Genomic DNA, 26,075 nt, shown 5'->3' with positions numbered 1-26,075 from the left:
CGTAGTGAGGGGTTTTTGTTTGTGTGGGCCCGCGCGTTGCCGGCCGCGTATCTTGCGGGCATGAAAATTCTGCTGGTTGAAGACGAGCCCAAGGTTGCCGCGTTTCTGCACCAGGGCCTGAGTGAGCAACACCACCAGGTGGATTTGGCCGCCGACGGCCTGCTGGGCCTGCGCCTGGCCCGGCAGGGCGACTACGACCTGCTCATCCTCGATACGCTGCTGCCGGGCCTGAGCGGCCTGGAAATGTGCCGGCAGGTGCGCACCCAGAACACCAGCGTGCCCATTCTGATGCTCACGGCCCTGGGCGAAACCGACGACAAAATCCGGGGCCTCGACGCCGGCGCCGACGATTATCTGGTGAAACCCTTCGCGTTTCAGGAGCTGCTGGCCCGCATCCGGGCCCTCACGCGCCGCCGCCACGACGTGCCCCCGGCCGGCGGCGTGCTCCGGCTGGCCGACCTCACCCTCGACCCGGCCAGCAAAATGGTGCACCGCGCCGGCCAGCCCGTTCAGCTCACGGCCCGCGAGTTTGCCCTGCTCGAATACCTGCTGCGCAACCAGAGCCGCGTGGTGTCGCGGGTGGATATACTCGAACAGGTCTGGAACACGAGCTTCGATACCGGCTCCAACGTTATCGACGTGTACATCAACTTCCTGCGTAAAAAGCTCGACAAGGATTTCAGCCCCAAACTCATCCACACCCTCATCGGCATGGGCTATGTGATGAAGGAGGAGTAGGGTTGTAGTGGTTAGTGGAGAGCGTCATTCAGAGCGCAGCGAAGAATCTCGCGTGCTGATGGTGTAGTGACGTTTGTACAATGATTACGAGCAAGATTCTTCGCTGCGCTCTGAATGACGTTCCTCCCTAATCCCTAATCCCTAATCCCTAATCCCTAATCCCTAACCAATGACGATTCGCGCGCGGCTTACGGTGCAGTTTGCGGCCATTCTGGTGGTTACGCTGCTGCTGTTTGCGGCGATGATCTACTTTTTCACCTACCAGTCGCGGCGCGAGGCCTTTACCGAGAGCCTGTTTGCGCGGGCGCGGGTGGTGGCGCACGTGTACCTCGATGGCACCCGCCGCGGCGACGAGCGCAGCCGGGCCTCGTACCGGCGCTACCTGCGGCAGTTCTACCGCACGCTGCCCGCCGAGGAGGTGTACGTATTCGACGCCCGGGGCCGGGTGGTGTTTCGGGAAGGGCCGTCGGAGCGGATTGTGCCCCTGGCGCTGCGGCAGCAGGTGCGCCGGACGGGCCGCGAAGTGCGCTTCGAGGGCCGCTACCGCCAAACGGTTGGCCTGCTGTACCAGGAGCCCGGCCGGGGCGACTTCGTGGTGGTGGCCTCCTCCGTTGACGACGACAGCCGCGAGAAGCTCGATAACCTGCTGACGGTGCTCGGGTTCGGGCTGCTGGGCTCGTTTGTGGTGGTGGGCATTGGCGGGCTGATATTCGCCGGCCAGGCGCTGCAGCCCATCAAGCGCATCATCCGCGAGGTCGACAGCATTACGGCCTCCGACCTGCACCAGCGCCTGAGCCCCGGCCAGGGCCGCGACGAAGTATCGTTGCTGGCCCAGCGCTTCAACAGCCTGCTCGACCGGCTCGAAACGGCTTTTGTGGGCCAGCGCACCTTTGTGCGCGACGCCTCGCACGAGCTGCGCACGCCCCTGACGGCCATCATCGGGCAGCTCGAAGTGGCGCTGCTCCAGCAGCAGCGCACCCCCGAAGAGTACCGCCAGGTGCTGCGCGGTACCCTCGATGCCGCCCGGCTGCTCAAAGACCTCACCAATGGGCTGCTGCAGATTGCCCGCGCCTCCGACGACCCCAGCCAGGTGCCGCGCACCCGCCTGCGCCTCGACGAGCTGCTGCTGCTGGCCCACGAGGAGCTGCACCGCCGCCACCCCACCCGCCGCATCGACCTCGACTTCCGCGAAGCGCCCGGTACGGCCGGCCCTGCCCCGTTTGGCGTGCTCGGCAACGAGGCGCTGGTGCTGGTGGCCTTCCTCAACATTCTCGAAAACGCCTGCAAGTTCACGGCGGCCAAGCCGGCCGCGCCCATTGTGGCCACGCTTACCAGCGGCGGCGGCCGGGTGCAGCTGGAAGTAGTCGATCAGGGGCCGGGCATGAGTGAGGCCGACCGGCGGCAGGTGTTCGTGCCTTTTTTCCGGGCCGAAGCTGTGCGCACCGTGCCCGGCCACGGCATCGGGCTGCCGCTCACGGCCAAGATTATGGAGCTGCACGGCGGCCGCATTGCCGTAGCCAGCATCCTGGAGCAGGGTACGCGGGTGCTGCTCGACTTCCCGGCGGCCGGTTAGCGGCCAGGGCATTCCGGGTGGCCGCCGGAAAGCAGTGGGTGCGGCCGGGCGCCGGGCAAGCAGGCGTGGGGCAGGCCCAAGCAGCAAAAAAAACAGCCCCTTGCGCTTAATTTAAAGAGCTGCCTTTTAGCGGATTAGGCTGCTTTAATTGCGCTTTAACATGCTTTTAACCAGAGGTTAACGGCGCAGTCGTAAGCTTGTATCAACCTGCCAGGCGCTCCTGCAAGAGTGGCTGGCGGGCCTGACTATTTCTGGCTTACCGCTGCTGTTATGTTGAAAAATTCTTCGGTTTCGGAGCGGCCGGCTGCTCCGGTCAGCCCAAACCGGTTTCCTTCTGCCTTTGGCTCGCTCGGGCAGGATTTACCGGCCGGACTGGTGGTATTTCTGGTGGCGCTGCCGCTGTGCCTGGGCATTTCGCTGGCCTCCGGCGCGCCGCTGCTTTCGGGCGTGATTACCGGCATTGTGGGCGGCGTGGTGGTGGCCTGGCTGAGCGGCTCGGCCCTGAGCGTGAGCGGCCCGGCCGCCGGCCTGACGGCCATTATCGTGGCCGCCATTGCCACGCTGGGCTCGTTCGAGGCCGTGCTGGCGGCTACCGTGCTGGCCGGCGCGCTGCAAATCGGGCTGGGCGTGGCGCGGGCGGGCATTATCGGGCTGTACTTCCCAACCTCCGTTATCCGCGGCATGCTGGCGGCCATTGGCCTGATTCTGATTCTCAAGCAGATTCCGCATTTTCTGGGCATCGACGCCGATTATTTCGAAGACCTGAGTTTCTGGCAGGCCGATGGCCGCAATACATTCAGCGCCCTCGGCAACGCCCTCGAAAACCTGCAGCCCGGTCCGGCCCTGGTGGGGGTGGGGTGCCTGGGCCTGCTGCTGCTCTGGGATAAAGTGCTGAGCAAGCGCCTGAACGTGGCCCGGCTGGTGCCGGGCGCGCTGATAGTGGTGCTGGCCGCTATTGCCCTCAACGAAACGTTCCGGGCGCTGGCCCCGGCCCTGAGTATCGGCCCCGAACACCTGGTCAGCCTGCCTGCCATCAACTCGTGGCAGGATGCGGCCGGCCTGATTACCACGCCCGACTGGACGGCTTTCCGCCGGCCCGAAACCTACACCGTGGCCTTCACCCTGGCCATTGTAGCCTCGCTCGAAACCCTGCTCAGCGTGGAGGCCGTCGATAAGCTCGACCCGCATAAGCGCACTACGCCCACCAACCGCGAAATGCTGGCCCAGGGCGCGGGCAACATGGTTAGTGGCCTGCTCGGGGGCCTGCCCCTGACGGCCGTTATCGTGCGCAGCTCGGCCAACATCAACGCCGGCGGCCAGACCCGGATGGCAGCCTTCACGCACGGCCTGCTGCTGCTCGTGAGTCTGCTGTTTCTCGGGCCGCTGCTCAACCGGATTCCGCTGTCGGCGCTGGCGGCCATCCTGCTCGTGATTGGCTACAAGCTCACCAACCCCGCGCTGTACCGGAGCCAGTGGCAGCTGGGCTGGCAGCAGTTTCTGCCTTTCATCATCACCATCGTGGCCATTCTGTTCACCGATTTGCTCAAGGGCGTGGTGCTGGGCCTGGTAGTGGGCGTGTTCTACATTCTCAAGGCCAACTACGATGCGGCGTATTTCCGCAGCGGGCCCACGCGCCTCGGCGGCGGCCCCATTATTCTGCGGCTGGCCGAGCAGGTGTCGTTTCTCAACAAGGCCAGCATTATCAAAGCGCTGGAGGAGGTGCCGCACAACGCCCGGGTGGTCATCGACGGCTCCGACTCGCTGTTTGTCGATTACGACGTGCTCGAAGCCATCGAAAACTTTCGCCAGTCGGCGCCCGAGCGCGGCATCAGCCTGGAGGTGAAATGGCGCGCGGCAGAGCTGGTAAGCTAGCGCGCTGCTCGTTGCCCGCCTTGCCTGGTCGCCTTCCTGCCCCTCCGAACAGCACTTCCCATCTCACTATTTCAGCAACTCCCTTTTGAAACGCATTCTGGAAAATAACCGCCGCTGGGTAGCCGAGCAGCGGGCCGCCGACCCCGACTTTTTCGAGCGCCTGGCCCAGGGCCAGCAACCCAAATACCTGTTCATCGGCTGCTCCGATTCGCGGGTGCCGGCCTCCGGTATCACCGGCACCGGGGCGGGCGAAATGTTCGTGCACCGCAACATTGCCAACCTGGTGGTGCCCACCGATTTCAACCTGCTTTCGGTGCTGCAATACGCCGTGGAGGTGCTCGAAGTGAAGGTGATTATCGTGTGCGGGCACTACGGTTGCGGCGGCGTGGCGGCGGCGGCCAGCAGCAAGCAGTACGGTCTGCTCGATGGCTGGCTGACCGGCATCCGCGACGTTATCCGGGTGCACGAAACCGAGCTGCTGCGTATCAACGACGAGCAGGCGCGCCTGCGCCGCCTCGTGGAGCTGAACGTGATTGAGCAGGTGCGCAACCTCACCAAAACCAGCATCATCCAGAACGCCCTGCGCCGGCCCAACCCGCCCAAGCTGCACGGCCTCGTCTACGACATCAGGGAAGGCCTGCTGATGGATTTGCAGGTGGAAAACGACGGCCTCTCAGACCTCGACCACATCTACGCCACCATGGCCGCCGAGCCGGCGCCACCCGCCGCCAGCCCGTCGCCCGGGCCGGCCGGTGCCCCCGCTCCGGCAACTTCGGCCGCCCCGGCTACGCTGCAGAAAGCGCACTAAACGGCCGCGCCTGACCTGGCGGCCAGCATCGGGTGCAGTCTGAGGGGAATGCACTTTCGATGAGCAAAACCGTTGTATCCGTTGGATGCGGCGGTTTTTTTGTGCCCAATTGCCTGGCCGGCCCGAATGTTTTGGCAACGCCCGGCGGGGCCGCAGCCGTAAGCACGGTGGAGCGACGGCGAGGCGGCAGGGCAGCGGTACCGAGCCTGTTCCGCCCGTTCTCCCCGCAATTCTCCATCCTTTCCAATAGACAGCAGAAAAATGAACGCCATTTATTTCAATCAATACGGCCCCGCCGACGTGCTGCACTACGGCGAGCAACCCACTCCCACGCCCAAGGCCAACCAGATTCTGGTACGCGTGCGGGCCAGCAGCATCAACCCCATCGACTGGAAAGTGCGCCGCGGCGACATCAAGCTGCTGACCGGCTTCGACTTTCCGATGATTCCGGGGCGCGACGTGGCCGGCGAGGTGGCCGCCGTGGGTAGCCAGGTAGTGCGCTTTGCGGTGGGCGACCGGGTGTACGGCATGGCCGACGGCAGCACCGGCGGCGCCAACGCCGAGTACGCCCTGCTGGCCGAACCGTCGGCCGCGTTCATCCCCGAAAAGCTAAGTTTTGAAGAAGCCGGCGCCGTGCCGCTGGCCGCCCTCACGGCCCTGCAGGCCCTGCGCGACCAGGGCCGGCTGCTCTCCGGCGACCGGGTACTGATTAACGGGGCTTCGGGGGGCGTGGGCTCGATGGCCGTGCAGCTGGCCAGGGCGCTGGGTGCGGGCGAGGTAACGGGCACGGCCAGCGCCGACAACCTGGAGCTGGTGCGCAGCCTCGGCGCCGACCGCGCCCTCGACTATAAAGCCCACGATTTCACGAAGGATTTGAGCCGCTACGACCTGATTTTCGACGCGGCCGGCAAATCGAGCTTCGCGGCCAGCCAGGCGGCATTGCGGCGCAACGGCCGCTACGTAAGCACCGACCCGCAGCCCGTAACCGTGGTAACCGACAAGCTGGCGGCGCTGCTGTCCACCAAATCGGCCCACGTGTTTCTGGCCAACCCCAGCGGCCCCGACTTGGCCGTACTATCGGCCTGGCTGCAAGCCGGCACCCTGCGCGTCATCGTCGATAAAACCTTCCCGCTAAGCGAAACCGCCGCCGCCCACCGCTACAACGAGCAAGGCGAATCGAACGGAAAAATAGTGCTGACGGTGGAGGACTGAGGAACTGGGTTGACGCCCTGTCATCCTGAGCCTGCGAAGGACCTATCCAGAAGGTAATGCTTGATAATAGCTTCTGGATAGGTCCTTTGCAGGCTCAGGATGACAGCACCTCCTTCACCAAATCACCACGTCACTCTTTGCCTGCTGAGAAGGCGATGAGCACGGCCCCGCCGGCCATGAGCACGGCGCCGGCCACGAGCTGCCAGGTGACTTTCTCCTTGAGGAAAAACACGGCCAGCAGGATGGAGAAGACGAGCGAGATTTTATCGAACGACGAGGTGCGGGAGGCCAGGCCCAGCTTGAGGGCCTGAAACGAGAACAGCGACGAGAGGCACGTAATCACGCCGGCGGCAATCAGAAACAGCCAGGTGCGCCGGTCGATTTCCTGCACCTGCCCCAGATGGCCCTGCCAGGCTACCACGCCCCAGGCCACGCCCACAATCAGCACCGACTGAATGGCGAAGGCCACGCTCGACTCGATATTCTTGACGCCGACCTTGGAAAGGGTGACGACAATGGCGGCCGACAGCGCGGCCATCAACGAAAAAACTATCCACATAAAGGCGGGGCTGAAACGGTGCAATTCCTGTACGGGCGCCGGGGGCAGGAGGGAGGCGCCGGGCCAAAAAAAGACGCGCCGGGAATTTATTTAGCCGGTAAACTTCTGTTAGCCAGGGCTTCATCTGCGGTTCATGTAACCTAAGCCATTTAAAGGGAGTCTAGCCTTTAGCTCCGGCCTTATTCCCTTTCCATCTTTTCTTGCTTTTCACCTATGCCCGCTACCGCTTCCGCCAACCGACTTCAAAACCAGATTGCCCTGATTACGGGCGGCAGCTCCGGCATTGGGGCGGGCGTGGCCCGGTGCATGGCCGCCGAGGGCGCCACTGTCGTGGTTAACTACGCCCACAGCGCCGACGAAGCGGCGGCCGTGGTGCAGGAAATTACCGCTGCCGGCGGCCAGGCCGTGCCGTTTCAGGCCGATGTGAGCAAGGAAGAGGACGTGCTGCGCATGTTCGATTTCATCCGTGAGAAGTTCGGCACGCTGCACATCCTGGTCAACAACTCCGGCATTCAGGTGGATGCCAGGTTTGTGGACATGACGCTGGCGCAGTGGCAGAAGGTGATTGACGTGAACCTGACGGGCCAGTTTCTGTGCGCCCGCGAGGCGGCCCGCGAGTTTCTGCGCCGCGGTCCGCAGCCGGAGGTTTCGAGCGCGCTGGGCAAGATTATCTGCATGAGCTCGGTGCACGAGGTGATTCCGTGGGCCGGCCACGTAAACTACGCCACCAGTAAGGGCGGCATTATGCTGCTGATGAAAAGCATGGCCCAGGAGCTGGCGCCGCACAAAATCCGCATCAACAGCATCGCGCCCGGCGCCATTGCCACGCCCATCAACCTCAGCGCCCGCGACACGCCCGAGGAGGAGAAGTCGCTGCTCACGCTCATCCCCTACGGCCGCATCGGCGAGCCGGCCGACATTGGCAAGGTGGCCGTCTGGCTGGCTTCCGACGAGGCCGACTACGTAACCGGCACCAGCATCTTCGCCGACGGCGGCATGACGCTCTACCCCGGTTTCGCCGATAACGGGTGAGGTTTTAGTGCTTAGTTGATAGCGCTTGGTGCATAGGTAGCTGGTTTTGCGAGAAGCAAATGCAAAACTGTGACGCTATGTTATACCCGATGCCCCTGCAAACCTTCTGGCCGCCAACGCAAACGCACAAACTAAGCACTAAGCACAAATTCCCAAGCACTAAAATATGAACCAAGAGCAGCAACGGCAGCAGGAGTTGCGCGACGGCAAGGCCGACTGGCACCGCTTCGGACCGTACGTATCGGACCGGCAGTGGGGCACCGTGCGCGAAGACTACTCGGCCGACGGCCAGCCCTGGACCTATACCACCCACGACATGGCCCGCTCGTACGCCTACCGCTGGGGCGAGGAGGCCATCGGCGGCATCAGCGACGATAAGCAGTTTCTGTGTCTGGCCCCCGCCTTTTGGAACGGGCAGGATGCCATTCTGAAGGAGCGGCTGTTTGGCCTGGCGGGCCCCGAGGGCAACCACGGCGAGGACGTGAAGGAGCTGTATTACTACCTCGACAATACGCCCACGCACTCCTACATGCGGATGCTGTATAAGTATCCGCAGCACGCGTTTCCGTACGATTGGCTGGTGACCGAAAACGCCCGCCGCGGCCGCGACAAGCCGGAGTTCGACCTGATTGATACGCTCATTTTCCGGGACAACCGCTACTTCGACATCTTCCTGGAGTACGCCAAAGCCGGCCCCGACGACCTGCTGCTGCAGATTACGGTGCACAACCGCGGCGACCAGCCCGCCCCGCTGCACGTGCTGCCCCAGCTGTGGCTGCGCAACACCTGGGCCTGGGGCTACGAGCAGTACAAGCCCGAGCTGCGGGCCCCCGAGTTGGGCTCCATTGCCATCGACCACGCCAGCCTGCCGCCGCTGGAGCTCTACTACGAGCAGCCCGACGACCAGCCGGCCGAGCTGCTGTTCTGCGACAACGAAACCAACGCCCGGCGGCTGTTCCACTCGAAAAACCCCACGGCCTACTGCAAAGACGGCATTGAGGACTACCTGGTGCATGGGAAAACGAAGGCCGTGAATCCGGCCCGGCGCGGCACCAAGGCCGCCGTGCACTACCAGCTGCAGGTACCCGCGCAGGGCAGCCGCACCGTGCGGCTGCGGCTCGCGGCCTGCGGTCTGGAGCAGCCCTTCGCCGATTTTGCGCAGATTCTGGAGCAGCGCCAGCAGGAGGCCGACGCCTACTACCACGACCTGCAGCAGGGCGTGGAAAGCGCCGACGCCCGCAACGTGCAGCGCCAGGCGCTGGCCGGCATGCTCTGGAGCAAGCAATTCTATTACTACGACGTAAACCAGTGGCTGCATGGCGACCCGGCCCTGCCCCCTCCGCCTGCCAGCCGCCTGCACGGCCGCAACTGTAATTGGGGGCATCTCAACAACGCCGACATCATCTCGATGCCCGACAAGTGGGAGTATCCGTGGTATGCGGCCTGGGATTTGGCGTTTCACTGCCTGCCGCTGGCCATGGTCGATGCTGACTTCGCCAAAAACCAGCTCCGGCTGCTGTGCCGCGACTGGTATATGGCGCCCAACGGCCAGCTGCCGGCCTACGAGTGGAAGTTTGGCGACGTGAACCCGCCGGTGCACGCCTACGCCACCTGGCGCATCTACAAAATCGACCAGAAGCAGCGCGGTGGCCACGGCGACACGGCCTTCCTGGAAAGCATTTTCCACCGGCTGCTGCTGAACTTTACGTGGTGGGTGAACCGCAAAGACCGCAACAACCGCAACGTGTTCGAGGGCGGCTTTCTGGGCCTCGACAACATCGGCGTGTTCGACCGCTCGGCGCCGCTGCCCACCGGCGGCTACATCGAGCAGGCCGACGGCACGGCCTGGATGGCCATGTTCGCGCTCAACATGATGCGCATTGCCCTGGAGCTGTCGCGCACTAACCCCGTGTACCAGGATTTGGCGAGCAAGTTCTTCGAGCACTTCCTCTACATCGCCTACGCCATGACCAACGTGGGCGACCAGCAGATTGACATGTGGGACGACGAGGACGGCTTCTACTACGACGTGCTCAATACGCCCGAGCACGGCCGCTTTCCGCTGCGGGTGCGCTCCATGGTGGGCCTGATTCCGCTGTTTGCCGTGGAAGTGCTCGACCTCGACACCCTGCAGGACGTGCCCCGGTTTGTGAGCCGGCTGAACTGGTTTCTGGCCCACCGGCCCGAGCTGGCGGCCCTCGTGAGCCGCTGGCAGGAGCCGGGCCGCGGCCAGCGCCACCTGCTGAGCCTGCTGCGCGGCCACCGCATGAAGCTGCTGCTGCGCCGCATGCTCGACGAGGCCGAGTTCCTCTCCGAGCACGGCATCCGCAGCCTGTCGCGCTACCATCTGCTGCACCCGTTTGTATTCGAGCACGAAGGCGGCGCGAATGCCGAAGTCAACTACGAGCCGGCCGAATCGACCACCTCGTTGTTCGGGGGCAACAGCAACTGGCGCGGCCCCGTCTGGATGCCCACCAACTTCATGATTGTCGAGTCGTTGCAGCGGTTTTACTACTACTACGGCCCCGAGTTCAAGGTCGAATACCCCACCGGCTCGGGCAAGTACTGCACCATCCTCGAAATCTCGCAGGCTTTATCTGAGCGGCTGGTGAAGCTGTTTTTGCGCGATGAGAACGGCCAGCGAGCCTGCTTCGGCTCGAACCAGCAGATGCAGACCGATCCGTACTTCCGCGACCACCTGCTGTTTCACGAGTATTTCAACGGCGACACCGGCATGGGCCTGGGCGCCACCCACCAAACCGGCTGGACCGGCCTCGTGGCCAAGCTCATCCAGCCCCGCGCCGAGGAAGTGCCGGGCATCTACAAGAAAGTGCCCGAAAAAGGCGCTTCCCAACCTTCAAATTCCTGATTATATGGACTGGCTCGACTTCACTACCACCATCACCGACGGCATGGCCTACTGGCCCGACAACGCGCCCGTGCACATCAAGCGCACCCTGAGCATGGCCGACGGGGCGGCAGCCAACGTGTCGGAAATCAGCATGAGCGTGCACACCGGCACCCACGTCGATGCGCCGCTGCACTTTCTGGCCGACGGCACCGACGCCGCCCACCTCGATTTAAGCAAGCTGATGGGCCCGGCGTTGGTAGTGGCCGTCGATTCCGAGAAATTTATCTCCCAAGCCGATATCGAGCATCTGGAGCTGAAGCCCGGCAGCCGCGTGCTGTTCCGAACCCGCAACTCCGACCGCGAGTGGTCGACGGAACCCTTCAACCCCGATTTCGTGCGCGTGGGGGCCGATGCCGCCGTTTGGCTGCAGCAGCAGGGCGTGGTGTGCGTGGGCGTCGATTACCTCTCGGTGGGCGATGCCGACACGCACCATACGCTGCTGGGCTCGGGCATCAGCGTGATTGAAGGCCTGGCGTTGCAGCACGCCGAACCCGGCGAGTACGAGCTGCTGTGCCTGCCCCTGAAGATTAAAGGCACCGACGGCGCTCCGGCCCGTGTGCTGGCCCGTAAGCTATAAAGGCAGCGGTAGTGCCCTTTCCGAAAACGCATATTCTTACCCCAATTACCAGTCATCTATCCTCTCATTCTCTTCAATCCTGACACATGAAAAAGACGCAAATGGGCGTAATCGGCCTCGGTAAAATGGGCGCGGGCCTGGCCCAGCAGGCGGCCGAAAAGGGCTACCCCGTAGTGGGCATGGACATCCGGCCCCGGCCCGACCTCGAAACCAACAACCTGCGCGTGGTAACCACCGTGGCCGAGCTGGCCCAGCAGCTGGAGCGCCCGCGCAAAGTGTTCCTCTACATTCCGGCCGGCGCGGCCGTCGATGGCCTGATTGACCAGCTGGAGCCCCATTTCGAAGAGGGCGACATTATCGTGGATGGCGGCAACTCCTACTGGGGCGACTCCATCCGCCGCGCCGACCGGCTCAAGCGCAAAGGCATCTACTTCATCGACTGCGGCACCAGCGGCGGCCCCACCGGCGCCCGCAACGGTGCCTGCTACATGGTGGGCGGCGAAGACGCGGCTGTAAGTCAGCTCAAAGATTTCTTTGTGGAAACCGCCGTGCCCGAGGGCTTTCTGCACACCGGTCCGGCCGGCACGGGCCACTACGTGAAGCTGGTGCACAACGGCATCGAGTTTGGGATGCTGCAGGCCATCGGCGAGGGCATGGGCATGCTCACCCACTTCCGCGACAAGCTCGATATCAGCGCCATTCTGGGCCTCTGGAACAACGGCTCGGTGATTCGTTCGTGGCTCGTGCAGCTCATGAAACAGATGTACGACCAAGAGGGCCAGAGCTTCGACGTGCCCAGCTACATTGAGGATACCGGCGAGGTGAACTGGCTGGTAGCCGACGCCCTGCGCATGGAAGTGCCCATTCCAGTCATTTCCCAGTCCATCATGCAGCTCTTCACCTCCCGTGACCAGGACCCCACCTGGGCCAAGGCCATTGCCATGATGCGCCACGGCTTCGGCGGCCACCCCTACGGCGAAGACGAGGGCCTCAAGCACGAACGGCGCTTCGGCCGCGTGGGCGAATACGAAATGCCGAAAATGGTGAAAGGGGAGGGGAAGAAGGGGTGATGGGGTGAGGAGGTGAGAGGAAAATTGTCATTCTGAGCAGCGCGAAGAATCTCGCGTGCCAAAGTAATTCCTAACGACAGGGCTACCACTGCCCGCGAGATTCTTCGCGCTGCTCAGAATGACAGCCTTTCTCTTCTCCATCGCCTTTTCATCCCATTGCCCCATCCAAAAGCCAACTATCCGCCCGATTTCGCTGTTCTCTTTCCGTGACTGACACTACTGCTACTCCTGCTGCGGGCCGGCCCGATCTGCTGCGTATTCCCTACGACGATTACCGGGCCCTGCCGGCCATTGCCAACTCCGACCTTTCGCGGCTGCGCGATGCGCTGAACGGCCGGCCGCCGCGGCCCCACACCAGCGTGGGCAGCGGGGCGCTGGGCCTGGGCACGGCCTTCCACACGGCCCTGCTCGAACCCGACCTTTACGAGCCCGGCCAGCCCGGCATCAACGACACGCTCATCTGGTGGATGGTGGAGGGCGTGCAGCTCAACCCCGAGGTGAAGGCTCTGCTCGATGTGGGTACGCCCGAACCCAGCTGCATTTTCACCGAGCCCACCACCGGCACCCTCTGCAAGCTGCGCGCCGACCTCGTAGTTGACCATCCCGGCCACCCCTACACCGTAGTCGATTTTAAAACCACGATGGCCCGCGACCACAACCACTTTGTGGAGCAGTGCACCTACTACGATTACGACCGGCAGGCCGCGTTTTATGCCGATGCGCTGCAGGCTGACCGGTTTTTGCTGGTGGGCGTGCAGAAAGTGGAGCCCTTCAAGGTGTTCGTGTACGCCGTGCCGCCGCTGATGCGCTCGGAAGGCCGCGCCAAGTACCTGCGCCTGCTGCACCTGCTGCACCCCGAGGCCCCCGTGCCGCTGTCGGTGCTGCCGGCCGTGCGCGAAGTGCGCCACGCCCTGAGCGGCGGCCTCGACGAATAACGCCTCTGACGGCACTATTTCAAGGTCAAATAAAAATAAATGAATAAATTGTTGCAAATATTCTGGAAGCTGACTATACTTGTGAGCTCCTGAAAAACAACGGAGTTCCTGTGATGCGCCAGTTCCGCAATAACCGCCAGAATAATAACTCGAATAATAATTTTATTCGGTACTGGAAGGCTATTGTACCCCTGGAAAAACATAAAATCAATACTTGATTTTTTCCAAGCCTTCCTCTCCGGAAGGCTTTTTTTGTGCCTTTGCCACTTGGCTAGCCCACTCAGGGCCACTTCAAGGGTGAGGTCGCAATTTATTTACCAGCTCAAAAAATAAAAAAAATGCTCCAATCGGAGCGGGGGGATTTGTGTGCCCTTTGCAAAGCAAAATTTGTTTCTCATCCATAAAAAAAAACGCGCCATGAACACCGTAGAAATTGCCCCTGCCGACCTGCTCGAAACTGAGGAAGCCATTTGCCTGGTGAAAACCGTATTTGCCCGCGAGCTGGCCCGGCGCCTGCGCCTGAGCTGCGTGTCTGCGCCCATTGCCGTGCTCGACGGCACGGGCATCAACGACGATTTGAACGGGGTTGAGCGGGCGGTGGCTTTCCCCATCAAGGCGCTGGCCGAGCGCCGGGCCGTGGTGGTGCACTCGCTGGCCAAGTGGAAGCGGCTGCGGCTGCGCGAGCTGGGCATTCCGGCCGGCCGCGGCCTGCTGACTGACATGCGCGCCCTGCGCCCCGACGAGGATTACTCGCCCATTCACTCCATCTACGTCGATCAGTGGGACTGGGAGCAGCACATCGAGGCCGGGCAGCGCACTCCCGCATTCCTGCGCGCCACCGTCGACCAGATTTATGAGGCGTTGCTGGCCACTGAGGCCGAAGTGTGCGCGCAATATCCCGCCATTCTGCCAGTGCTGCCCAGCCACCTCACTTTCCTGCACGCCGAAGATTTGCTGCGCCAGTACCCCGACCTCACGCCCAAACAGCGCGAGCACGAGGCTGCCCGCCAATACGGCGCGGTGTTTCTGCTGGGCATTGGCGGCGCGCTCAGCCACGGCGAGGCCCACGATGGCCGCGCCCCCGACTACGACGACTGGAGCACCGAAACCGCGCCCGGCTACCAGGGCCTCAACGGCGACCTGCTGGTGTGGCATCCGGGGCTGCAAACGGCCCTCGAACTATCGTCGATGGGCATTCGGGTAGATGAGCAGGCGATGCGGCGGCAGCTGGCGGTGCGCGGCTGCGAGCAGCGGCAGGCACTGGATTTCCATGCCCGGCTGCTGCGCGGCGAACTGCCCCAAAGCATTGGCGGCGGCATCGGGCAAAGCCGGCTGTGCATGTTTCTGCTGCGCAAGGGGCACATCGGGGAGGTGCAGGTAAGCATCTGGCCCGAGCAGGTGCGCCGGGAAATGGCCGATATGGGCGTGGCGCTGCTGTAGATGCGGCCGTGGTAGCGCGGGCCGTAACAGCAGCCCGTGGAAGTACGTTGAGAAAAGCCGGCCCCCTGGGCCGGCTTTTCCTTTTTCATCTGACTTCTTCCATCTAGCTTCTCTTCATTATGGCAACTCAGAACCACGACGACGACATCTACACCGAATTCAAGAACGATGTGAACATGACGGCTGCTGAACTGGAAAAATGGCTCAAAACTGATGAGTCGAAATCGGTGGGCCAGGACAGCGGCGACGGCAGCAGCATTGGCCACCACTCGGGCGAGCGGATCGTGAAAATCCTGCACAAGAAAAAGGCCGACCTCACCGACGATGACCGCGCCCACATGCACAAGGTGCACAGCTACATCAGCCGCCACCTGGCCCAGGGCGGCCCCGACGATAAGTCTGAAACCGAAACCTCGCCCTGGCGCTACTCGCTCATGAACTGGGGCCACGATCCGCTGAAAAAGTAGCTGCCCGGAAGCCTGCTGGCCAGCCAGTAGCGCACTTCCCACACCGCTGTGCCCTATACATGCACCGTGAGCACGGGCGGGGCGGCGTGCAGGGCCACCGATTCGGAGATGCTGCCCTGCAGCAGGTGGCTGAGCGCGGAGCGGCCGTGGGTGAGCATCACCACCAGGTCGGCGTGAGCCTGCTCGGCGAAGCGCGGGATGCCGGTGCTGGCCCGGGGGGCGTCGAATACGTCGGGCTCGTAGTGGCTGAACTGGTGGCGCGCGGCAAATGCACAAATGCCCTCCAGCGCCTGGGCGTGGTTGCCGTTGGCGGTTACTACATCGAGCAGGTGCAGCGTGGCCGTCGGAAACAGGGCCAGCAGCTGCTGCAGTACAGGCGCGGCCTGATCAGCCTCGGCCGAGAAGTCGGAGGCAAACACCAGGTGGCGCACTTCAAAATCATCGACCGGATGTTTCACGGTGAGTACCGGGCAGGGGGCGCTACGCACAATCTGCTCGGCGTGCGAGCTGAGGAAGAAGCGCGTCCAGGAGGTGTTTTGGTGGGCTCCCAACACCACCAAGCCGATGCTCCGCTCCCGGATGGTTTCGGGAATAGCGGTTTCGGGTTCGGACGTGAGCAGCAACTCGTGCAGCGGCACGCCGGGCGCCAGCTCGTGGGCCTGGGCCATCAGCGCGTGCAGGCGACGCTTGATGGCCTGCAGGCTTTTGAGCACGTACACATCGGTGAGCCCGTGCCCGCCAACCAGCCCGCCGGTAGTGGAAATGTGCGATTCGGTGGGAGGCGTGAAACAGTGCAGCAGCAGCAGTTGCCCGCCATTGCGCCGGGCCAGCTGCAGCGCCGCCTCGAAAGCATACCGGGATTCGGGGGAGAAATCGGTGGGAACCAGGATGTTTTTCATGGTACGGCGGCAGAAGGTGAGCAAAATCTGCCGCTAACCAGCAGCAGGATACAACCTTAATATATAGACAAAGCGGTGTATTTGCAAGCCCTGACCACCTGCAAACCTCGCCGTTAGTAGGTCTGAATCCGCCAAAAACCGACTAAACGGCCGCATTGCCCGTTACTTTGGGGCCCGCCGTCTGTTAGGGAGCCTATGACAACCGATTCCACTTCTTCCGTGCTAATACTAGGGGCCGGACTTTCGGGCCTGATGGCGGCGCGGCGGCTGGTAGCGGCCGGCCGCACCGTGCGGGTGCTGGAGGCCCGCGACCGGGTGGGCGGCCGCACCCACGCCGTGCCCGCCCTCCCCGGTGCGGCCCCCACCGACCTGGGCGCCACCTGGGGCTGGAGCCACCAGCCGCAGCTGCTGGGTTTGGCGCGCGAACTGGGTCTCGCGCCCTTCGAGCAGTTCAGCACGGGCGCCACGGCCTACGAAACCGGCGGTACGGTGCACCGGCTGCCGCATCCGTCGGGCTCGGCGGGCTACCTGCGGTTTACGGGCGGCGCGGCGGCGCTGGCGCAGGCAGCCGCCGCGGCTTTGCCGGCCGGCACCGTGCAGTTGAACGCCCGCGCCACCGCCCTGCGGCAGTTGCCCGATGGGGTAGAGGTGACGGTGGCGGAAAACGGCCGGCTCCGCACGTACCGGGCCGACGCCGTGGTAGTGGCGCTGCCGCCGCGCCTGGCCGCCCACAGCCTGCAGTTTAAGCCCGCGCTGCCCGCCGCCGTGCAGGCCGCCCAGCAGCAGATGCCCACCTGGATGAGCCACTCCATGAAAAGCCTGGTAACCTACGAAACGCCGTTCTGGCGCAGCCAGGGCTGGTCGGGTTTCGCGGTGAGCCAAAACGGGCCCCTGACGGAAATCCACGATGCCAGTCCGCCCGAAGGCCGGCCGGGGGTGCTGTTCGGCTTCTTTGCTGCGCCTCACCCGCTGCGCAATGCTGCGCCCGCCGCCCGCGAGGCGGCCGTAGTGGCGCAGCTGGTGCGGATATTCGGGCCGGCGGCTGTCCACCCGCTGGCCTACCAGGAACTCGACTGGACCCGCGAGCCTTATACCAGCACCCCCGCCGACGAAGCCGCACCGTTATCCGTGCCGTTGCAGGGGCCGCCCGAGCTGCGCACCCCGCTCTGGCAGGGCCGCCTCATCTGGGCCGGGGCCGAAACCGCCAGCGGCGAATGGGGCCGCCTCGACGGGGCCGTGGAAGCCGGGGCCCGGGCGGCCGCGCAGGTACTGGCCGGGCAGAATCTGGCGTCTCAGATAACTCAGGATAAAACCCAGGCTACGTAGCGCTTCAGCCAGGATTTCGTTTCAAGCACTAAGCACTAAGCACTAAGCACTAAGCACTAAGCACTAAGCACCAAATCATGCCTCAGCCACTTGAAAACGCCACGTTCACCAATTCTTTCGTCGATGAGCTGGCCGGCGACCCTTCGCGGGAGAATGCGCCGCGGCAGGTGCCGGGCTACCACTACTCGCCCGTAGCACCCACGCCGGTAGCGGCGCCGCGGCTGCTGGAATGGTCTCAGGAAATGGGAACGGAGCTGGGGCTGGTGCGGCCGTCGGAGCAGGGCGCCGCCGTGGAGCTGCTGGCGGGCAACCGCGTGGCCGACTCGATGCGCCCTTATGCCGCCCGTTATGGCGGCCACCAGTTCGGCAACTGGGCCGGCCAGTTGGGCGACGGGCGGGCTATTTCACTGGGCGAGCTAGCCGGCCAGGACGGGCGACGCTGGGAAATTCAGCTGAAAGGGGCCGGGCCTACGCCCTACTCGCGCCGGGCCGATGGCCGCGCTGTGCTGCGCTCCTCGGTGCGCGAGTTTTTGTGCTCCGAGGCCATGCACCACCTCGGGGTGTTCACCACCCGGGCCCTGAGTTTGGTGAGCACCGGTGATGAGGTGCTGCGCGACATGTTTTACGACGGCAACGCCCGTCCCGAGCCGGGCGCCATCGTGGCCCGGGTGGCGCCCTCGTTCGTGCGCTTCGGCAACTTTCAAATCCTGCTGGCTCACGACGAAACCGACAACCTGCGGGCGCTGGCCGACTACGTAATCCGCCACCACTTCCCCGAGCTGGGCGCCCCCGATTCGCCGGAAGTGTACGTGGCCTGGCTGACGGAAATAGCGCGCCGCACGGCCGAGATGGTGGCGCATTGGCAAACGGTGGGCTTCGTGCACGGCGTGCTCAACACCGACAACATGAGCATCCTGGGCCTGACCATCGACTACGGCCCCTACGGCTGGCTGGAACCTTATGAACCCGGCTGGACACCTAACACCACCGACTTCACCAACTACCGCTATGCCTTCGGCCAGCAGCCCCAGGTCTGTCTCTGGAACCTCACGCAGCTGGCCCAGGCCCTCACGCCCCTGGTACCCGACCCCGAGCTGCTGCGCCCCGCCCTCAACCAATACGTGGCCACCTTCAACCGCAGCCACCACGTGCGCCTGCTGGCCAAGCTGGGCCTCACGGCTTCCAACAACGAGGAAGCCGACAAGCAGCTGGTAGGCAGCCTGCTGCCGGCTATGGAAGCGGCCCAGGTGGATATGACGCTGTTCTACCGCCACTTGTCCCACCTCGCGCCCCGACTACTGGCTGGCGAGTTGGCCGAAGAATCAGATACGGAGCTGCTGCGCGCTGCTTCGTACGCCGCGCCCGAGGCCGAAGGTGCCGCGCCGCTGCGGGCGTGGCTGGAGCAGTACGCCGCCCGGCTGCGGCAGGAGCCGGCCACGCCCGAAGCCATCCGGGACGGGATGCTGACCGTGAACCCCAAGTACGTGCTGCGCAACTACCTCGCTCAGCAGGCTATCGAAGCCGCCGAAGCCGGCGACCTGGCCCCGCTGCATACCCTGCACGAGGTGCTGAAACGACCCTTCGACGAGCAGCCCGAACACGAGGCCCTGGCCGCCCGCCGCCCCGCATGGGCCGCCACCAAACCCGGCAGCGCCACCCTCTCGTGCAGCTCCTGACGCCGCCCGGCGCCGGGCCGCCCGCGCCGGATTCGTCCCCGCTACTGCGCTGGCGCGACGTGCTCACGTTTGCCCGCTATGGCAACCCCGAGCCCCCGCGCTGCCTCGAACTATCGGAAGCCGAATGGGCCGTTCGGCTCACGCCGCTGCAGTTTCGGGTGCTACGCGAAGCCGCAACCGAGCCGGCTTACCGCAACGAGTTCTGCCGCAGCTACGCGCCGGGCCGCTACGGCTGCACCGGCTGCGGGCAGCGGCTGTTCGATTCGGCTACGAAGTACCACGCCATTTCCGGCTGGCCCAGCTTCACCCAACCCGCTGCTCGAAACGCTCTGCAATTTCACTTCGACGACAGCCACCACATGCACCGCGTGGAGGTGCGTTGCAACGTGTGCGCCGGGCACCTGGGCCACGTTTCGGCCGATGGGCCGGCGCCGGCCGGGTTGCGCTTCTGCCTCAACTCGGCGAGCCTGGTGCTGGATTAAGGTGCCGATGTGAGGTTTTTAGGGTTGTCTCCACCTACTGCCGATGCCGTAACTGGTAGGTGGACCACCTTCGGTGGTACTGCTGGTTGAAAGAAGGCGGGCTACTAAATCAAAATCTATAAAGCAGCAACTCCCGCGAAAAACAGTTTTTCGCGGGAGTTGCTATAGGTCTTCGGGGGCTATTGGGCGGCTGTGAAAATTAAGTGTGGTTTTGTAGCACCGGTTTCGTAAAGTCTGAGCTCTTGTCCTACTACCTCATAGCGAACTGTGCGAGGGAAAGCATCCAAATACTTGCTTTCCAGCGTCTGAACGGGGCAGCTGATCTTAGTTGCCGCCTGCTGACTGATGGAAATTTTTCCCGTTGAACTGTCTGAGTTGTAAGTACCCGTAAATGAATTGCAGGGGGCCAAGCCGGTGGTGGTGTTATCAGGGGCGAATTGCACAGACGTGCGATAGGAGGCAGAATAGCTAGAAAGAGTAATTGGGAAATCCTCGACCTGAGAAAGCATCCAGTGAGTTCGCTGGAGCTGCTGTATCGGTTGTGGTTCTTTTTGGCAGTTGCTCAGCAGGAAAAGAGTGCCAGCAGAAAGTAGAATTGAGCGCATGGATGACTTAAGCTAAGGAGTTGATAATGAATTGGCAAAACTGTTCATAAATATATAGAATATAGCTGCTTTAACAAGCCGTTTGTCACCTCATGCCTTGGAAGCGAACTGGTTATAGTGGTGCTGATGAAGTCCGATGCAGTACTAATAGCAGGAGGCGGGTCGTAACCATTTTAGACCGGCAGTGAGGATAGGAGCGTGCTCAGGAGCAGCAAAAAAGCGGGAAGTAACGCCAAGAGTCTGAGTTGGCTGGAAGAAAAGCCCCTCTTGGTTTCGGATGCTTGCTCATTGCTGCCGTATACCGGGACGCTTTCCTCTATTGATCTATATGCCTGATTCTTCTTCGTCAACCACCAATTTCTCCGGCTTCGTGCAAGTGCGCGGGGCTCGCGAGCATAATCTGAAGAACATTGATGTCGATGTGCCGCGCGATGCGCTGGTGGTGTTTACGGGCGTGTCGGGCTCGGGCAAGAGCAGCCTGGCATTCGGCACCCTGTACGCCGAGGCCCAGCGGCGCTACCTGGAGTCGGTGTCGCCCTATGCGCGGCGGCTGTTTCATCAGATGGCGGTGCCCGAAGTGGATACCATTGAGGGCCTGCCGCCGGCCGTGGCCCTGCAGCAGCAGCGCGGCACGCCCACTACGCGCTCGTCGGTGGGCTCCGTTACCACGCTTTCCAATCTCGTGCGCATGCTGTACTCGCGGGCCGGCGACTATCCCAAGGGGCAGGGCATCATTTATGCCGAAGCATTTTCGGCTAACACGCCCGAAGGCGCTTGCCCCACCTGCCACGGGCTGGGCCGCATCTACGAGGTAACCGAAGCCAGCATGGTGCCCGACCCCACGCTTACCATCCGCGAGCGGGCCATTGCGGCCTGGCCCCAGGCCTGGGGCGGCCAGAACCAGCGCGATATTCTGGTAACGTTGGGCTACGACGTGGACACGCCCTGGCAGGACCTGCCGCAGAAAGACCGCGACTGGATTCTGTTCACTGATGAGCAGCCGGTGGTGCCGGTGTACCCCGGCCTCTCGCCCGAGCAAACCCGGCGGGCTGTGCAGCGCAAGGCGGAGCCCAACTACATGGGCACCTTCAGCAGCGCCCGGCGGCACGTGCTCTACACGTTCGGCAACACCCAGAGCGCGAGCATGAAGAAGCGGGTGCAGCAATACATGCTCAGCACCGTGTGCCCCACCTGCCACGGCAAGCGCCTGCGCCGCGAGTCGCTGAGCGTGACGTTTGCCGGCCTCGATATTGCCGACTTCTCGGCCCTGCCGCTCAAGCAGGTAGCCGCCCTGCTCAAACCCTACGAGGCTGGCACCGAAACCGGCCACGCCCGCCACGCTGCCCACGACCCGGCCCAGGTAGAGGCGGCCCGCCGCATCGCCGAAGACCTACGCGCCCGCCTGGCGGTGCTGCTCGACTTGGGCCTTGGCTACCTCTCCCTGGAACGCAGCACGCCCAGCCTTTCGCCCGGCGAGCTGCAACGGCTGCGGCTGGCCACCCAGCTCTACTCCAACCTGTTTGGGGTAGTATACGTGCTCGATGAGCCCTCGGCGGGCTTGCACCCGGCCGATACCGAGGCGCTGCTGGCGGCCCTGGCCAGCCTGCGCAGTGCGGGCAACTCGCTGTTTGTGGTTGAGCACAACCTCGATGTGGTGCGCCGCGCCGACTGGCTCGTGGACGTGGGCCCCGAGGCTGGCGAGCAGGGCGGCGAAATTCTGTACAGTGGCCCGCCCGATGGATTGAAGCAAGTGAAGGCCTCTCACACCCGCCGTTTTCTGTTTCCCGAAGAAGGCCAGTCAACCGCCCAGGCCGAAACCCGCGCGCCGGCCGGCTGGCTGGAGCTTTCGGGCATCACCCGCCACAACCTGCACGACCTTTCGGTGCGCTTCCCGCTGGGCGTGCTCACGACCATCACGGGCGTGTCGGGTTCGGGCAAATCGAGTTTGGTGAGCCAGCTGCTGAAGCTGGAAGTGAAGGGTGCACGCGAGCAGGCCCCGGTGGAAGAGGAGGCGGAAACCGACGACGAACGGCTGGCCCTGGACCGTGACGACCAGTACGAGGAAACCGGCGCGCCCCTGACGTTCAGCTTCTCGCCCGACGCCGTGCCGCTTACCCGGCTGGTGCAGGTCGACCAGAAGCCCATCGGCCGCACGCCGCGCTCCAATATGGCCACCTACACCGGCCTGTTCGACCATGTGCGGCGGCTGTTCGCGGCCACACCCGAGGCGCGGAAGCGCCGCTACGATGCCGGGCAGTTTTCCTTCAACGTGAAGAAAGGCCGCTGCCCCAATTGCCAGGGCGAAGGCTTCGTGATGGTGGAACTGCTGTTTCTGCCCAGCGTGTACGCGCCCTGCCCCGTGTGCCACGGCACCCGCTACAACGACAAAACCCTCGAAATTCAATACCAGGGGAAAAACATTGCCGAAGTGCTGGGCCTGACGGTGGACGCGGCCTGGGAGTTTTTCGCCGCCGAGCCGCCGGTGCACCGGGCCCTGACGGTGCTGCGCGAAGTGGGCCTGGGCTACCTGCGCCTGGGCCAGCCGGCAACCGAGCTGAGCGGCGGCGAGGCCCAGCGCATCAAGCTGGCCACCGAGCTGCAGCGCCCCGCCCGCGGCCACACCCTCTACGTGCTCGACGAGCCCACCACCGGCCTGCACCCCGCCGACGTGGAGCGCCTGCTGGTGCAGCTCCAGGCCTTGGTTTCGGCCGGCAACACGGTAGTGGTAGTCGAGCACGACATGCGCGTAGTAGCCGCCTCCGACTGGGTAATCGATATGGGCCCCGGCGCCGGTGACGAGGGCGGCCAGGTGGTAGCCGAAGGGCCACCGCACTTGGTAGCAAAGTCGAAAGCCAGCAAAACGGCGCCGTACCTGCGGCGGTTCAGGGAGCGGTAGACACCCGCAACTTACCGCACTACCTGAAGCCAGCCTTTGTAGCTGAGGCCGCTGGCCGCCTGCCTCAATGTGTAGAAATATGTGCCCGGAGCCGCCTCTGGACCCCATTCGTGCCGATAGGATTTGGTGGCGTACACCTGCTTTCCCCAGCGCGAATAAATAACCAGCTCCCAGTTGTTGCCACTCAGGCCCTGGATGACGAAATATTGGTTTTGCCGGTCGCCGTTGGGGGTGATGATGTTGGGGATGGTCAGGCAGGGGGCTGCGCTTACGCGGTGGCGGGCGCTAACCGATTCGCAGGCCGTAGTTATCTGCACCGAGTAGTCGCCGGGTTGCTGCACGAGCAGGGTAGGACCCGCCGAGCCGTCGGACCAGCGGTAGGTGGCCGCTCCGGCTACGGGTGGGGCCTGCAGCCGCAGGGTTTGGCCCTGGCAGATGGTTGTATCGGAGTCCGGTGTGAAAGGGGGCAGCGGCGCCACCGCGCGCACGGTTTGGGTAACGGTAGCAGTGCAGCCGCCCGCGTACGTGGCCGTAACCGAATACGTGCCCGGCTGGGTAACGGCCAGCGTGCCGGTGGTGGCCCCCGTGCTCCAGCGGAAGGCCAGAGCGGCGGCGTCCTGGGCCTGTAGAGTCAGGGGAGCGCCGCCGCACAGCACCGAGTCGCCGCTGATGCGCAGGTTGGGGGTGAAGGGCAACACCTGCCGCTGGGCCGTGGCGCTGAGTTGGCCCGGAAAAGTGACCGTGACGGTGTACGTGCCGGGCTGGGCTACCGAGAGCGTGGGCGTGGTGGCGCCCGTGTTCCAGCGGTAGGCCAGCGGCGCCGTGATGGAGTTGATACGCGGAACGAGCGTGACCTCCCGGCCCGCACATACAGCCTCCACAGCCGGCAGGCTGACTTCGGGCGGGCCCACCCCGAGCTTAAGCAGCCAGATGTTGGGCGTGTTCATAGTGCCAATGTTGGGCTGCGTTTTGTCGCCCGAAATTCCTGAAAACGACATGCCCCCCAGCGCGTAACCGCCGTCTTTGGTTGGGAAGGCGTCGGTGAGTACCTCGATATCGGAACCGCCGAAGCGCTGGTCCCAGCGGGGCTTGCCCGCGCCGTCTATCTGCACCAGCCAGAAATCGGCCTGCCCCAGCGGCGCTTGGGTTTGCTCACCGGAAACCTCCGAATCGGAATGGCCACCTAACAGGTAGCTGCCATCGGCAGTAGGCGCAAGGGAAGTCAGTTCATCCCTGCCGCTGCCACCGTACGTGTGCTCCCATTGCAGCTGGCCAGCTGCGCTGAGCTTCACCACCCAATAGTCGCCCCCACCCCGGTGGCCTTGCGACTTGTCGCCCGAAGCGCCGGAGTACGAAATACCGCCGAGCAGGTAGCCGCCGTCGGGCGTGGTGCAGGCAGCCCGGAGCGCCTCCGACTCGGATCCGCCTACCGACCGCTCCCACTCGGGCTGGCCGGCGGCGTTCAGCTTGATGGCCCAGAAATTGGCGGCGCCGGGCCGGACGGGGTCCGGCACCGATATGTTGCCGCTGAGCAGGTAGCCGCCATCGGGTGTGAGTAACAGCGCCTGCAACGAACCCACTTTAGCGCCGGGCAGCGTAAGGTCCCATTGGGTACGGCCTGCCGCGTCGAGCTTTATCAGCCAGGGAGCACTGCCGGTTCCGACAGTAGGAGCCGTTTTGTCGCCCGAAACAGGGGAGGAGGAATTGCCACCGAGCAGGTAGCCCCCGTCAGGAGTCTGGTGTAGGGTCGTCAGCTCGTCGTTGCTGCTGCCCCCCAGCGTTCTATTCCACTGCGTGCGGCCCTGGGCATCCAGCTTAACCACCCAATAATCCGATCCACCCTGACTGGGCTCGGTTTTGTCGCCCGAGGCTCCGGAGCGCGACCAGCCCCCCACGATGTAGCCGCCGTCGGTGGTTTGCCTGATTTCAGCGATGTATTCATCATCGCTGCCACCCAGCACCCGGTCCCACTGCCGGTTTCCCTGAGGGTCCAGCTTTACTACCCAGAAGTCGATAACGCCGTGGTGGGGCTGGCTGACCTCCGGGCCTGGACTGGGGTCCAGGTGGGCTCCTACGATATAGCCCCCGTCGGTAGTCGGCCGGAACCGGTCCAGCGCATTTATTCCGGTGTTACCCAGCGTCCGGTTCCATTGCCGGGGCAGTGTTTGGGCCGCGGCCGGGCGGAGTGCTAAGAATGGTAAAAGCAGCGCCAAGCCTAGCAGCGGGCGGATAATGGGTAAGAATAGATGCATAAATGGGAAAGGGCAGGCTGGCAGCCAGAGTGTTAGCGGGGTGGTCCCGCGGATTGCCGGTTCAAACTTTGCCGCAAGTAAGCGAAAGGTCCCAATACTGCGCCCCCGGTGGCTTTGCCGAAACCCGGTAGTTATGGCGGTAAAGCCCTTGCAGCCGGCGGCCCGCACCCGGCGCTCAGCGTTCTGCTGAAGCCCGTTAGAAGCAGAGTCGGCCGAAGTTGGCTGGAAAATGACGACCTTCCGGGACTTTGGTGAACCGGGCGCAGTTGTGTAGGCTCCCCGCGCACTGCGGTAGTGGCTTAGCGCCCGGCCCCCCGGCCCCGCGTCCCGTTTTCTGGGCTCTTTCCTCATGGACTCTTCTTATCAACCCCCGGCTGAGCTGCTGGCCCGGTTTGGCTTCCGCAGCCACGTTTCCCCGGCCGGTCAGGTGCGCTACAGCCGCCCCAGCGAGGTGGGCCAGGAGACCGTGGTGCTGTATGCCGACGGCGAAATGACGCTGCTCGAAGCCGTGAACGGGCAGCTGCTCTACTGCTTCCAGGGCCGCGTGGCTTCTGAGTCCGAGCTGCGGGTGCTGCTGCGGCAGGTGAACTGGCCCGCCGAGGTGGCGGGCTGAAAAGCACCTACCCACCTGTCATCCTGAGCATTCCGCGCATCAAGCGGCGACGAAGGACCTTCCTACGGTAGCACATCTGTCCCAACGGTTTATACTGGCGGAAGCAGGTCCTTCGTCGCCGCTTGATGCGCG

The 26,075-nt window shown here is 63.9% G+C and carries 21 protein-coding genes; 17 read left to right on the top strand and 4 right to left on the bottom strand.

The features are described 5' to 3' along the window. Positions 1-60: 60 nt before the first annotated feature. The 5 genes from H145_RS0111665 (at position 61) to H145_RS0111645 (ending at position 6,203) form a co-directional block, all read left to right on the top strand. Positions 61-738: a response regulator gene (locus H145_RS0111665; protein ID WP_019948332.1), complete on the top strand. Its 678-nt coding sequence runs from the start codon at positions 61-63 to the stop codon at positions 736-738. A gap of 169 nt (positions 739-907) precedes the next feature. Next, positions 908-2,311, top strand: coding sequence for a sensor histidine kinase (locus H145_RS0111660; protein ID WP_019948331.1), 1,404 nt, complete (start codon positions 908-910; stop codon positions 2,309-2,311). Between the two features lie 270 nt (positions 2,312-2,581). After that, on the top strand, positions 2,582-4,183 hold the full coding sequence (locus tag H145_RS0111655; RefSeq protein ID WP_019948330.1) for a SulP family inorganic anion transporter: 1,602 nt from the start codon (positions 2,582-2,584) through the stop codon (positions 4,181-4,183). Positions 4,184-4,268: 85 nt separating this feature from the next. After that, positions 4,269-4,991, top strand: a complete 723-nt coding sequence (locus H145_RS0111650) for a carbonic anhydrase (RefSeq protein ID WP_019948329.1) — start codon at positions 4,269-4,271, stop codon at positions 4,989-4,991. Positions 4,992-5,252: 261 nt separating this feature from the next. Continuing rightward, complete coding sequence (locus tag H145_RS0111645; protein ID WP_019948328.1) at positions 5,253-6,203, top strand: NAD(P)-dependent alcohol dehydrogenase; 951 nt, start codon at positions 5,253-5,255, stop codon at positions 6,201-6,203. A 130-nt stretch (positions 6,204-6,333) separates the two neighbouring features. Here the strand turns inward: H145_RS0111645 and H145_RS0111640 are convergent, their stop codons facing one another. Continuing rightward, positions 6,334-6,762: an EamA family transporter gene (locus H145_RS0111640; protein WP_026351454.1), complete on the bottom strand. Its 429-nt coding sequence runs from the start codon at positions 6,760-6,762 to the stop codon at positions 6,334-6,336. A 213-nt stretch (positions 6,763-6,975) separates the two neighbouring features. Between H145_RS0111640 and H145_RS0111635 the strand changes: the two genes are divergently transcribed. The 7 genes from H145_RS0111635 to H145_RS0111600 all read left to right on the top strand — a co-directional run bounded on the left by H145_RS0111635 (position 6,976) and on the right by H145_RS0111600 (position 15,194). Then, positions 6,976-7,794: an SDR family oxidoreductase gene (locus tag H145_RS0111635; protein WP_019948326.1), complete on the top strand. Its 819-nt coding sequence runs from the start codon at positions 6,976-6,978 to the stop codon at positions 7,792-7,794. Between the two features lie 166 nt (positions 7,795-7,960). After that, positions 7,961-10,663 carry an MGH1-like glycoside hydrolase domain-containing protein gene (locus H145_RS0111630; RefSeq protein WP_019948325.1) on the top strand — a complete coding sequence of 901 codons (2,703 nt, stop codon included), beginning with the start codon at positions 7,961-7,963 and terminating at the stop codon, positions 10,661-10,663. A gap of 4 nt (positions 10,664-10,667) precedes the next feature. Then, a complete protein-coding gene (locus tag H145_RS0111625; protein WP_019948324.1) occupies positions 10,668-11,282 on the top strand; it encodes a cyclase family protein in 615 nt (204 codons plus the stop codon). 86 nt (positions 11,283-11,368) lie between these two features. After that, a complete protein-coding gene (locus H145_RS0111620) occupies positions 11,369-12,352 on the top strand; it encodes an NADP-dependent phosphogluconate dehydrogenase (RefSeq protein ID WP_019948323.1) in 984 nt (327 codons plus the stop codon). A gap of 206 nt (positions 12,353-12,558) precedes the next feature. Continuing rightward, complete coding sequence (locus tag H145_RS22810; protein ID WP_019948322.1) at positions 12,559-13,287, top strand: PD-(D/E)XK nuclease-like domain-containing protein; 729 nt, start codon at positions 12,559-12,561, stop codon at positions 13,285-13,287. Between the two features lie 417 nt (positions 13,288-13,704). Continuing rightward, positions 13,705-14,727, top strand: a complete 1,023-nt coding sequence (asnA, locus tag H145_RS0111605) for an aspartate--ammonia ligase (protein WP_019948320.1) — start codon at positions 13,705-13,707, stop codon at positions 14,725-14,727. A gap of 119 nt (positions 14,728-14,846) precedes the next feature. Then, positions 14,847-15,194 carry a DUF3140 domain-containing protein gene (locus H145_RS0111600; protein WP_019948319.1) on the top strand — a complete coding sequence of 116 codons (348 nt, stop codon included), beginning with the start codon at positions 14,847-14,849 and terminating at the stop codon, positions 15,192-15,194. 53 nt (positions 15,195-15,247) lie between these two features. Here H145_RS0111600 and H145_RS21035 read toward each other — a convergent pair whose 3' ends face one another. Then, complete coding sequence (locus H145_RS21035; RefSeq protein ID WP_019948318.1) at positions 15,248-16,093, bottom strand: universal stress protein; 846 nt, start codon at positions 16,091-16,093, stop codon at positions 15,248-15,250. A 195-nt stretch (positions 16,094-16,288) separates the two neighbouring features. Between H145_RS21035 and H145_RS21030 the strand changes: the two genes are divergently transcribed. The 3 genes from H145_RS21030 to msrB all read left to right on the top strand — a co-directional run bounded on the left by H145_RS21030 (position 16,289) and on the right by msrB (position 19,577). Beyond that, positions 16,289-17,419 carry a flavin monoamine oxidase family protein gene (locus H145_RS21030; RefSeq protein ID WP_071595172.1) on the top strand — a complete coding sequence of 377 codons (1,131 nt, stop codon included), beginning with the start codon at positions 16,289-16,291 and terminating at the stop codon, positions 17,417-17,419. 77 nt (positions 17,420-17,496) lie between these two features. Continuing rightward, the gene (locus H145_RS0111585) at positions 17,497-19,095 is read left to right on the top strand and encodes a protein adenylyltransferase SelO (protein ID WP_019948316.1); all 1,599 of its coding nucleotides are present in this window, start codon (positions 17,497-17,499) and stop codon (positions 19,093-19,095) included. Further along, positions 19,047-19,577 (top strand): peptide-methionine (R)-S-oxide reductase MsrB, encoded by a 531-nt coding sequence (gene msrB, locus H145_RS0111580; RefSeq protein WP_019948315.1) that lies wholly within the window; start codon positions 19,047-19,049, stop codon positions 19,575-19,577. The genes H145_RS0111585 and msrB overlap by 49 nt, the downstream gene beginning before the upstream one ends. Positions 19,578-19,756: 179 nt before the next feature. Here msrB and H145_RS23335 read toward each other — a convergent pair whose 3' ends face one another. Further along, positions 19,757-20,182, bottom strand: a complete 426-nt coding sequence (locus tag H145_RS23335) for an META domain-containing protein (RefSeq protein WP_071595171.1) — start codon at positions 20,180-20,182, stop codon at positions 19,757-19,759. 328 nt (positions 20,183-20,510) lie between these two features. On the opposite strand from H145_RS23335, the gene H145_RS0111575 reads away from it, so the two are divergent. Further along, entirely contained in the window at positions 20,511-23,078 is a 2,568-nt protein-coding gene (locus tag H145_RS0111575; protein ID WP_019948314.1) for an excinuclease ABC subunit UvrA, read from the top strand. A gap of 11 nt (positions 23,079-23,089) precedes the next feature. Here H145_RS0111575 and H145_RS0111570 read toward each other — a convergent pair whose 3' ends face one another. Then, positions 23,090-25,330, bottom strand: a complete 2,241-nt coding sequence (locus H145_RS0111570) for a T9SS type B sorting domain-containing protein (protein WP_169513185.1) — start codon at positions 25,328-25,330, stop codon at positions 23,090-23,092. A 349-nt stretch (positions 25,331-25,679) separates the two neighbouring features. Between H145_RS0111570 and H145_RS0111565 the strand changes: the two genes are divergently transcribed. Beyond that, positions 25,680-25,943, top strand: coding sequence for a hypothetical protein (locus tag H145_RS0111565; protein WP_019948312.1), 264 nt, complete (start codon positions 25,680-25,682; stop codon positions 25,941-25,943). Positions 25,944-26,075: the final 132 nt, after the last annotated feature.

It is taken from the genome of Hymenobacter aerophilus DSM 13606, assembly GCF_000382225.1.
In the GTDB taxonomy this organism is placed as follows: Bacteria; Bacteroidota; Bacteroidia; order Cytophagales; family Hymenobacteraceae; genus Hymenobacter; species Hymenobacter aerophilus.
This window is presented reverse-complemented; position numbering and strand designations above follow the sequence as displayed.